This is a genomic window from Nonomuraea sp. PA05 (assembly GCF_008086045.1).
GTDB classification, from domain to species: domain Bacteria; phylum Actinomycetota; class Actinomycetes; order Streptosporangiales; family Streptosporangiaceae; genus Nonomuraea; species Nonomuraea monospora.
Genome location: NZ_VSEY01000079.1, coordinates 24513 through 35434 on the forward strand (window position 1 = coordinate 24513; position 10922 = coordinate 35434).

A 10922-nucleotide genomic window follows, 5' to 3' on the forward strand; every position below is an offset into this window, starting at 1 on the left:
GGGTCATTCCTGGAGGCGCCAGACCACGGGCGCCTCCCGCGCTCCCGCCAGCCGCGCCTCCCGCCGGGCCAGCCCCGGCGTGGCCCCCTCCGCGACGACCCCGCCTCCGGGTGACACCGCCACCCACACCCCGGCGGGCCCGTCCGCGACCTCCAGCGCCCGGTTCACCGAGGGCCGCGCCGGGGCGGGCGTCCGGCGCGCCAGCCACCGCCGCCAGTACAGCCACTGCACGATGATCAGCGGCCCGAGCACGGTCAGCAGCGGCATCGGCCGCCCGGCGACGAGGACGAGCACGATGGACCCGGCCAGCAGCACGGCCTCCAGCCCGGCCGCCGTCCACGCGGCGGGCTTCCCGTACGCCCGCAGCGCCACCAGCGGCCAGATCGACAACATCAGGCAGTCGCCGAGCCCGATCAGCGCCGGGTTAGCGCCGTAGGAGGCGGCAAGGACGGGCGCGAACGGCAGCTCCCGCATCCGCTCCACGAAGTCCATGGTGAGCGAGCTCATCCCGGTGGCCAGCGTGTCGTACACGGTGAGGGCGGCGGCGAGGGCGGCGACCTGGGCGGGTGTGACGGCCGCCTGCACCCACAGGTTGACCACGCCGACCACGAGCAGGATCAGCAGCGCGTCGTTGACCACGAGCAGCGCCAGGGGCAGGCCCATCGCGTACGCGGCGACGTCGGCCGCGCACAGCGCCAGCGCCGTGATCATGGCCCACCGGCCGCCCAGCACGGGCGCGAGCGTGAGCTGGGCCAGCGTCAGGACCACCAGCCCGAAGATCGACACCACGACCGCGACGGGCACGTGCAGGTACGCGAACGGCATCACGACGAGCGCGGCGACCATGACCGCGATGTCCGCTCCGACCATCCGGCCGACGGGCGGCCGGGGGATGACGTAGCGGCCCAGGTAGCCGGCGGCGAGCGCGACGGTCAGGGCGACGAGCGCGTACAGCGCGGGCACGTACGGGGTCATCACAGTCCTCGCTCGAAGCTGATCTCCAGCAGGTCCGCGCGGAGCCGGCAGGGGGCGGGCAGGTCCTCGGCGGTCTCGACCAGGACGATGCCGGTCAGCGGCAGCCCGTGCGCGCGTTCCTCCAGCCGCCCGAGCAGGCCGGGGTCGTGCTTGCCCGCCACCACGTAGAGCAGCTCGCCGTCCAGGGCGTACCGGGTGGGCAGTGGCAGGCTGTGCTCGGCCTGGAGCAGGTCGAGCACGTCACGCGTGGTGAGCCCGCCGGGCGACACGCGGCCGAGCACGCGCGAGGTGGCGGGCATCGCGGCGAGCGCGCAGGCAGGGGTCTCGCCTTCCGGCAGGGTCCTGACCAGGTCGCCGGTGACGTACCTGAGCAGGAGCGTGGTGTCGCGGAACGCCGAGTACGGCGTCACCACGATCGTGCCGATCTCGCCGGGCGCGGCCGGGGCGAGCGTGACGGGGTCGAGTATCTCGACCATGCCCTGGTCGGGGGGAAGGTGCAGGTGGCCGTCGGAGCAGACGCGGCCCGAGACGGGCGCGATCTCGGTCATGGCGTAGCCGTCGCGGACCTCCGCGCCGAACACCTGCTCGGCGCGCTCGCGCAGCGCGTCGGTGAGCACCTCGCCGCCGGACCAGATCGTGGTGAGGCCGAAGTCGGCGGCCTTCCAGCCGCCCTTGTCCGCCTCCTGGACGAGCGCCGCCAGGTAGGAGGCGGCCAGGTTGAGGTGGGTGATCTGCGGGCGTTTGCCGGGTACGTGCAGCGGCGTCGCCAGCCGGTCGAGCGTCGCGGCGGGGTCGATGGCCCCCAGGTGCGCGAAGGCCGCGCCGGTGCGGGTGACGGCCCGTTCCGTGAGGATCTGCGCCATGGAGCGGGAGCTGATCGCGTTGGCCCACACGTCCTCGGAGCGCAGGTTCCCGGCCATCATGAGCCCGAGCGCCGACAGCGCCGACATCAGCTCGATCTCGTAGCGGGAGAACCAGACGAGCGTCGGCGTCCCCGTGGTGCCCGTCGTGTGCGCGAGCACGGCCGGCTCGGCGCGGTCGGAGACGAAGGCCGCCGGTCTGCCGCGCAGGTCCGCCTTGGAGGTGGGGGTGATCGACGACAGGGTGCCGGGCGTGATGGAGGCGGGGTCCACCCCGTTCGCCGCGAACCAGTGCCGGTAGTAGGGGGTCTCGGCCACCGCGTGCCGCACCGTGCGCCGCAGCCGCCGCCTGGCGAGGTCCGCCTGGATCTCCGGGTCGTCGCCCGCGAGCATGTCGTCGGCGCCCTCGCCGGGCGAGCCGAACGTCTCCAGGGTCTCGCGCATGTCGTCGGCCAGCGCGTTCACGTCCCGCAAGCGGAACCTGCGCCCCGACATCATCGACCAGGCGTAGCCAAGCTGGCGTACCGCGGTCCCGAACACGCCTCGTTCCTCCGCTCGTGGGGTGTGTCCCCCGGGAGACACCCTCCCGGGGGTTCACGCGTCCTCGTCAGACCTGCAGCACGAAGATCGCGGTGGAGAGGGTGCTGATCGCGTACTTGGCGTAGCGGCGAGCGGTCTTGACCATAGGGATCTCCCTGGTTGTTCAGGGGGCGCGCTGGTGGCGCCCTCTGCGATCAAGGATGTGACGGCCCGCCAGAGAGTCCCTACACACTCGCTACAAGGGCGGTCTTGACCCGCGGCGCCGCCTCGCCGATATTCGCCATATCCCGCCGGTCGGCTCTGAGGACTGTTCATGAGGATCGTGGAACTCGTCTCCGTGGATGGATACGTCGCTTTCGACCTCGAATGCCCGATGAGCGCGGGCGGCACGCGGCTCGCCCCCGACGTCACTCCCGGGGAGGCGGGGCTGCTGGCGCGGGCGATGACGTACAAGCTGGCCGTGCTGGAGCAGCGGATCGGCGGCGCCAAGGCGGTGCTGCGGGCCACCGACGACGAGCGGGAGGTCACTCTGGCCCGCTACTGCGCGGAGATCGCCCCGCTGATCGAGAAGGGCGACTTCGTCACCGCCTCCGACCTGGGCACCCGGACGCAGGACTTCACCTCGCTGCCCGACTACCGCGCGGACTCGCTGATGCACCAGGAGGCCGGCGGCGAGCTGGTGGACACCATGGTGACCGGGCTCGGCGTGGTGGTCGCCGCCGAGACGGCGCTGGGCGGGCTGGCGGGGCGGACGCTGGCGGTGGAGGGGTTCGGCAAGGTGGGCGGCGCCGTCGTGCGCGAGGCCGCGCTGCGTGGCGGGCGCGTCGTCGCGCTGTCCACCCTGTACGGCTGCGTCGCCGACCCGGCCGGGCTCGACGTGGCCGCACTCCAGCGGTCGCGCGCCGAGCACGGGGACGCCTGCGTGACCCGGCTCGGGCTGCCCGTGCTCCCGGCCGGGGCGCTGTACGAGGTGGCCGCCGACGTGCTCGTGCCCGGCGCCCGCACCGGGACGCTGACCGCGGAGCGAGCCGCCCTGGTGCGCGCCCGCGTGGTCGCCCCGGCGGCGAACGTGCCCTACACGGCGGCGGGGCTGCGCACGCTGCGCGAGCGCGGCGTGGTCGCGCTGGCCGACTTCGTCTGCGGCGCCGGCGCCACCATCGGCTACCTCGCCGACCGCGCCGGTCAGGCCCGCGACGCGGACACCGCCCGCGCCCTGGTGGCGGAGCGCATCGCCCGGCTCACGGCCGAGGCGCTGGAGCACCCGGACGGCCCATTTGCCGGGGCGTGCGCGGTGGCCGAGCGCTTCCTGGCCACCTGGCGCGACCCCAGCGGCCTGCCCGACGGCCCGCCGCTGGCCCCCGACCACGAGGGCTGATCTCTCGTAGGTAAACCGCTTGCAGCCGATGATGGCGCACGCGCGGTTCCCCGTCAAACCCTCTGGGCCAGGCATGACAGAGGCCTTGACTTAACCATGCGTTCATGGTCCCATCCCGTCTATGTAAACGCTTCAACCCTCTTGGATTTCGACCGGGTTACATCACTGCCCGGTACCCCCCGTCACCAAGGAGGTCCTCATGCACGTCACCCACCGCTTACGGGTCGCCGCCTCGGCGCTGCTCCTCCTCGCCGCCGCCCCGGCCGCCGTCCCCCAGCCCGCCGCGGCCGCGGTCGCCGCCCGTCCCATGGAGAGCCTGAACCGCGGCGTCGTGGCCGTGCGCCGCAGCAGCACCGAGGTGCTGATCACCTGGCGGCTGCTGGGCCTGGACCCGGACGGGATCGGCTTCAACGTCTACCGATCGACCGCCGGCGGCGCGGCCGTCAAGCTCAACACCGAAGTGCTGACCGGCGGCACCAACTTCACCGACTCCACGGCCGACCTCACCCGGCGCAACAGCTACTACGTGCGGCCGATCATCGACGGCGTCTGGCAGCCCGCGAGCGAGTCCTTCCTGCTGACCGCGAACCACGCCGTCGAGCCGGTGGTCCGCGTGCCGCTGCGCCCCGGCGGCCCGATCAAGTACACCTGGGTCGGCGACCTCGACGGCGACGGCGCCTACGACTACGTGCTCGACCGCCAGACCAGCCCGCAGACGGTCGAGGCGTACAAGAGCGACGGCACGTTCCTGTGGTCGGTCGACATGGGGCCGAACAGCACCGACCAGGACAACATCGAGGGCGGCTCGGCCACCATCGACGTCGGCCACTGGGACGGCGCCACCGTCTACGACCTCGACGGCGACGGCCGCGCCGAGGTGGCGCTCAAGGTCGCCAACGGCGTCGTCTTCGGCAACGGCGCCACGTACACGGGCGGCCAGACGAACACCCATCAGGCGATCGCCATCCTCGACGGCCGCACCGGGGCGCCCCGCGCCACCGCGCCGATGCCGGCCGACTATCTCTCCGACGGCCCGATGGGCGCCCGTTTCGCCGTCGGGTACCTCGACGGGGTCACGCCGAGCCTGGTCGCGTACTCGAAGAACCGGGTCGGCAGCGGCGACTTCAACCTCATGATGACCGCCTGGAAGTTCACCGGCACCGCGCTGACCAGGCAGTGGAAGTTCCTGCGCGGCGACCGGAACCTCCCTGACGGGCACAACACCCGCGTCATCGACGTGGACGGCGACGGCAGGGACGAGGTCGCCGAGATCGGGTTCGTGCTCAACGGCGACGGCACCCTGCGTTACTCGCTGTCCGACGAGGGCGTCGTGCACGGCGACCGGTGGCACCTCGCGGACCTGGACCCGTCCCGGCCGGGACTGGAGGGCTACGGCGTCCAGCAGGACAACCCCAGCGGCCTGCGCGAGTACTACTACGGCGCCGGGAACGGCAACCTGCTCTGGACCCACACCGGCGACGGCGTCGCGGACGTCGGCCGGGGCATGGCCGCCGACATCGACCCGCGCCACCTCGGCATGGAGACGTGGGCCTTCGACGGCGTCTACAACGCCCGCACCAACACGCTCACCCAGGCCACCGGGCCGTGGCCGCACCTGCGCGTGTTCTGGGACGGCGACCTGGGCGCGGAGCTGTTCAACGACGGCAAGATCGAGAAGTGGGACCCGGCCACCGGAGGCGTGGCGCGGCAGGTGACCACCTGGAACCACGGCGCGGCCAACGTCGGCACCCAGTACCCGACGCTCGTCGGCGACATCTTCGGCGACTGGCGCGAAGAGGTCGTGATGACCAGCGCCGCCTACGACGAGCTGGTCATCTTCACCACCGACAGGCCGACGGCCACCAGGCTCTACACGCTCGCCCACAACCCGGCCTACCGCAACGACCTGACCGTCAAGGGCTACCTGCAAGACCACCACGTCGACTACTACCTCGGCAACGGCATGACCACGCCGCCCCGCCCGAGCATCACCTACGCCGGCAGCTGAGCCGCTTCCCCTGTAGATATTCAAGGAGTTGACCCTGTGGCTGACATCAGCCGACGTTCCATGCTGGTCACCACCGCGGCGGGAGCCGCGGCCGCCCTCACCTTCCGCGGCGCCACTCCGGCCGCCGCGCAGGCCGCGGCGACGGTGACGCCGGCCGAGGTGAACGGCCATGACCCGATCACGCTGAAGTGGCTGGAAGGCGGCGTGCCCGCCGAGGTGACCGGCGGCACGACGTGGGGCGTGCCGTGGCCGCGCGGCGCGTTCGCGCCCGACCAGCAGTTCACGCTGACCACCGAGGCGGGCGCGCAGGTGCCGGTGCAGTCGTGGCCGATCGGCTACTGGCCTGACGGGTCGGTGAAGTGGACCGCGCACGCGGTCAGCGGGGCCGGCCCGCGTGCGGAGACATACCGGCTCGGGGCGGGCACGGCGGCGCAGCCCGCCGAGCCGGTCGTGGTCAGGACCGAGGGCGGCAAGGTGAGCGTGGACACCGGCGTCATCACGGTGGTGTTCGAACGCGGCGGCGACCACGTCGTGAAGTCCATCAGCCGGGGCGAGACGGTCATCGCCAGGGACGGCCGCCTGGTCGCCTCCCGCCAGGACAAGGCCGAGGAGCCCGGCAGGATCGAGTCGTTCACCGGCCGCGTCTCCTCCGTGCAGGTCGAGCAGGAAGGCCCCGTGCGCGCGGTGGTCAAGGTGGAGGGCAGGCACAAGAAGGGGCGGCGCGAGTGGCTGCCGTTCACGGTGCGCTTCTACCTGTACGCGGGCTCCGACGCCGTCCGCGTCGTGCACACCTTCGTCTACGACGGCAACGAGAACAAGGACTTCGTCAACGGCCTCGGGGTGCGGTTCACCGTGCCGATGCGCGGCGAGCCGCACGACCGGCACGTCCGCTTCGCCGGTGAGGGCGACGGGGTGCTCGCCGAGGCCGTACGCGGCATCACCGGCCTGCGCCGCGACCCAGGAGCGGCGGTCCGCCAGGCCCAGTACCAGGGCAGGGCCACCCCCGACCCGGCCACCTGGGACCAGCGCGTCACCACCCGCCTGCACTGGATCCCGGCCTGGGGCGACTACCGGCTGAGCCAGCTCAACGCGCACGGCTTCGAGATCCACAAGCGCACCAGGGAAGGCCACTCCTGGGTGCGCGTGGACGGTGGCCGCCGCGCCGGCGGGCTGGCCTACCTGGGTGGCCCGACCGGCGGGCTGGCCTTCGGCATGCGCAACTTCTGGCAGCTCCACCCGACCGAGCTGGAGATCACCGGCGCCGCCTCCGACGAGGCCACGGCCACCGTCTGGATGTGGTCGCCCCGCGCCGGGGCGATGGACCTGCGCTTCTACCACGACGGCCTGGGCCAGGACACCTACCCCGAGCAGCTCGACGCCCTGGAGATCACCTACGAGGACTACGAGCCCGGCTTCGGCACCCCGTACGGCGTCGCCCGCACCACCGAGCTGACCCTCTGGGCGCTTGAGGCCACCCCGGCCAGTGAGCGCTTCGCGCAGCTCGCCGCCGCCAACGCCACCCCGCCGCTGCTGACCAGCCCGCCGGCGCACAACCACGCGGCCGGGGTGTTCGGCTCCTGGGCCCCGGTGGACCGGTCGGTCCCGGCCAAGGCCGCGATCGAGGACAAGCTCGACCTGATGCACCAGTACCACCGCGAGCAGGTGGACCAGCGCTCCTGGTACGGCTTCTGGGACTACGGCGACGTCATGCACAGCTACGACGGCGACCGGCACGTGTGGCGCTACGACGTCGGCGGCTACGCCTGGGACAACTCCGAGCTGTCCACCGACCTGTGGCTCTGGTACCACTACCTGCGCACCGGCGACGCGAAGGCGTTCCGCTTCGCCGAGGCGATGACCCGGCACACCAGCGAGGTGGACATGTACCACCTCGGCAAGTGGCGCGGCCTGGGCACCCGGCACGGCATCCTGCACTGGGCCGACAGCGCCAAGCAGGTGCGCATCAGCAACGCCGGCTACAAGCGCTTCTACTACTTCCTGACCGCCGACGAGCGCATCGGCGACGTCATGCACGACCTGATCGACTCCGACCGCACCTTCCTCGTCCTCGACCCGGGCCGCAAGCTGGACGGCGCGGGCACGTTCGACCCCGACCCGAAGGCGCTCGGCGTCGGCCAGACCACCGACTGGGGCTCCCTGGCGATGGCCTGGCTGGCCGAGTGGGAGCGGGGCGGCGACCCGATCGCCCGCACCAAGCTGATCAACGGCGCCACCACGATCGCCGCGCTGCCCAACGGCTGGGTGCAGGCCGGCGTCACCTACAACCTGGCCGACGGCCGCTACAACCCGATGACGGAGAAGTCGGTGAGCATCGGCAGCCTCAGCTCGGTGTTCGGCCTCATCGAGGTCATGACGGAGCTGATCGGCCTGATCGACGACCAGGCCGTGAAGGCCAAGTGGATCGAGTTCTGCCGCCTCTACAACGGCACCAGGGCCGAGCAGGAGGCGGCGACCGGCGCCTACTGGGGCAGCCTCAACCTGCGCCAGGCCTACTCCCGCGCCACCGCCTACGCGGCCAGGCAGCTCGGCGACCAGACCCTGGCCAAGCGGGCCTGGCAGGAGCTGCGCACCGGCCACGCCGGATACCCGGACAACCACGCGTTCGGCTCCAGGCGCGTGACGGGCCCGGCTGTGCTCAATCCCGTGGACGAGGCGGACCTGAGCACGAACGCCAGCGCGCAGTACGGCCTGGCCGCCTTCCAGTGCCTCGCCCTTGTGGGCGAGCACATCTGATTCCGTTGTCACCCGGCCCGGAGTACGGTGGTTGCCGAATCCGGTTTCGCGCCGCCTCGGAGGTCGGCTGTGCCGCGGTCGAGTGACGTCATGCTGGTGGCTCTCCTGCTCGCGACGGCGGGCTGCACGGGCGGGGGAGCCCCGGTCACCCAGCAGCCGAGCAGGGCGGCCACCCCCTGTGTCTCCAAGGTCGTGCAGAAGGAGCTGCCGGAGTGGGCGCGCGCCGGGTTCAGCCCAGGCACGGAGCCGCACCACGTGTTCAGCGGACGCGGTGACATGGTCGCCGTGCTCTTCGGCTACCCGCTGTTCAGCCCGCCGCGCCCGAACCGCGGCAACAAGATCCTCTGGGTGTCGAGGCTGCCGCTGGTCCCGTCCAAGCCCCTGCGGATCGAGGCCCGCCTGGAGGGCGGCGGCGCGCCCGTGCGCACCAAGGTCAGCGGCGGCCCGGGCCCCTCGCTCATCGACCTGCCGAGCCCGGGTTGCTGGCGGCTGAGCCTGAGCTGGAGCTCGCACACCGACTCGATCGACCTGGAGTACGTCGCCCCGGATTAGCCGCGGTGTCGTTTGCGTACAAGACGCGCCCCTCGCGCCGCTTTAACCTCTCAGCCACCGAACTGAGAGAGCGGGGGAGAGCATGGCCAGGATCGTCTCGAGTTTCTTCATCTCCGTGGACGGCGTGGTGGAGTCGCCGGACCAGTGGCACTTCCCGTACTGGAACGACGAGATGGGCGCCATGGTCCAGTCGGGCATGGACGGCGCGGCGGGCTTCCTCATGGGCCGCAAGCTGTACGAGGAGTGGTCGTCGTACTGGACGACGACGGACGCCGACCCGGAGATCTCCGCACGCTTCAACGCCGCCCCCAAGTACGTCGTGACCGGCTCACTGAAGCAGGCCGACTGGGCCAACACCACGATCGTCACCGGCGACCCCGCGGCCCGGCTGCGGGAGATCAAGGAACAGGTGGAAGGCGACATCCAGGTGTCCGGCTCGGCGACGACCGTGCGGTGGCTGCTGGCCGAAGGGCTGCTCGACGAGCTGCACCTGCTGGTCCACCCGATCGTCGTCGGCCACGGCCGGCGACTGTTCGAGGACACCCCGACCCGCCCGCTGAAGCTGACCGGGAACGAGACGTACCAGACCGGGGTGCTGCACCTGACCTACGTGCCCGAGGCTCAGGCCGTGTAGGGGAGCTGCTCGGGCAGCACCTGGCCGCGGAGGGGGTCGCCCGCGAGCAGCCGTTCGAGCTCGGCGACCGCGAACTCGCCGAGGCGGCGCAGCTCGCGGCCCTGCGCCCCGGCCAGGTGCGGCGTGATGAGCACGTTGGGCAGCTCGAAGAGCGGGTGACCGGCCGGCAGCGGCTCGGGGTCGGTGACGTCGAGCACCGCCGAGAGCCGTCCTGCCGCGCACTCCTCGGTGAGCGCCCGCGTGTCCACCAGCGAGCCGCGCGCCGTGTTGACCAGCACGGCCCGGTCCGGCAGCAGGGCGAGGCGGCGCCGGTTGAGCAGGTGGCGCGTCTCCGGCAGGGCGGGCGCGTGCACCGTGACGAGGTCGCTGCGCCGGCACAGGTCGTCGAGGTCCACCAGCTCGGCGCCCAGCGACGCCGCCTCGGCGGGCGTGACCGTGGGGTCCGACAGCAGGACCCGCACCTCGAAGCCGCGCAGCCGCTGCAGGACGAGACGGCCGATGCGGGACGCGCCGATCACGCCGACGGTGCAGTCGTGCAGCCCGGTGCCGTCGCCCGGCTGCCACAGCGCCCTGTCCCGTCCGCCGGCGTAGTGGCGGGCGCGGGCGAAGGCGAGCTTGGCGCCCATGACCAGCGCCGCGATGGTGTAGTCGGCGACGGGCACGGCGTTGGCCTGCGCCGCCGAGGACACGGTGATCCCGCGCTCGAAGACGTCCGGATCGACCAGGGACTTGACGCTGCCGGCCGCGTGCAGGACGGCGCGCAGCCGCGGCGCGGCGGCGACGATCCCCGCGTCGATGCGCGGGCAGCCCCAGCCGGTGAGCAGGATCTCCGCCCCGGCCAGCGCCTCGGCCGCGGCGGGCCCGTCGAAGGAGGTGAGCCGCACCTCGTCGGCCACGTCGGCGGAGCGGCGCAGCCGGGCGACGAGGTCGGGCGGGAAGACGCCGGTGAAGGCCCAGGGCGCGATTGCGAAGACCGCGACGGGTCGCCGTGGCACGGAGTGGTCTCCTTCTGGTCGAACACGGAAAGCGATGTAAACGCTTTCGTGCATTCTGCCATGCCCCGAGTTGTCGCATGCAGGGGCTTCCGGAGGAGTGCCGGAGACCTCTGTCGAGAGGTGTGTAACCGTTTTATGTTCCAAGCAGCGCGATCGCCGCTGACCTGCACTATCGTGGGAAGCCGAGTCCGGCACACTGATCCTGTGCCGGACTCGGCAGACCGGCTAG

8 protein-coding genes are annotated in these 10922 nt (G+C 72.2%); 5 read left to right on the plus strand and 3 right to left on the minus strand.

What is annotated here, in order from left to right; translation table 11 throughout:
• Window positions 1-3: 3 nt before the first annotated feature.
• Window positions 4-975 (minus strand): hypothetical protein, encoded by a 972-nt coding sequence (locus FXF51_RS58445; RefSeq protein ID WP_148443513.1) that lies wholly within the window; start codon window positions 973-975, stop codon window positions 4-6.
• Window positions 975-2375, minus strand: coding sequence for a phenylacetate--CoA ligase family protein (locus FXF51_RS58450; RefSeq protein WP_148443514.1), 1401 nt, complete (start codon window positions 2373-2375; stop codon window positions 975-977). The genes FXF51_RS58445 and FXF51_RS58450 overlap by 1 nt, the downstream gene beginning before the upstream one ends.
• Before the next feature lie 313 nt (window positions 2376-2688).
• On the opposite strand from FXF51_RS58450, the gene FXF51_RS58455 reads away from it, so the two are divergent.
• From FXF51_RS58455 to FXF51_RS58475, 5 genes are all read left to right on the plus strand, one after another.
• Window positions 2689-3750, plus strand: a complete 1062-nt coding sequence (locus FXF51_RS58455) for a Glu/Leu/Phe/Val dehydrogenase dimerization domain-containing protein (protein ID WP_148443515.1) — start codon at window positions 2689-2691, stop codon at window positions 3748-3750.
• A gap of 199 nt (window positions 3751-3949) precedes the next feature.
• Entirely contained in the window at window positions 3950-5758 is a 1809-nt protein-coding gene (locus tag FXF51_RS58460) for a hypothetical protein (protein ID WP_148443516.1), read from the plus strand.
• A gap of 36 nt (window positions 5759-5794) precedes the next feature.
• Window positions 5795-8512 (plus strand): Tat pathway signal sequence domain protein, encoded by a 2718-nt coding sequence (locus FXF51_RS58465; protein ID WP_187415175.1) that lies wholly within the window; start codon window positions 5795-5797, stop codon window positions 8510-8512.
• Between the two features lie 90 nt (window positions 8513-8602).
• The gene (locus FXF51_RS58470; protein WP_148443517.1) at window positions 8603-9064 is read left to right on the plus strand and encodes a hypothetical protein; all 462 of its coding nucleotides are present in this window, start codon (window positions 8603-8605) and stop codon (window positions 9062-9064) included.
• 82 nt (window positions 9065-9146) lie between these two features.
• On the plus strand, window positions 9147-9698 hold the full coding sequence (locus FXF51_RS58475; RefSeq protein ID WP_148443518.1) for a dihydrofolate reductase family protein: 552 nt from the start codon (window positions 9147-9149) through the stop codon (window positions 9696-9698).
• Here the strand turns inward: FXF51_RS58475 and FXF51_RS58480 are convergent.
• Window positions 9686-10693: a hydroxyacid dehydrogenase gene (locus FXF51_RS58480; protein ID WP_148443519.1), complete on the minus strand. Its 1008-nt coding sequence runs from the start codon at window positions 10691-10693 to the stop codon at window positions 9686-9688. The genes FXF51_RS58475 and FXF51_RS58480 overlap by 13 nt on opposite strands.
• Window positions 10694-10922: the final 229 nt, after the last annotated feature.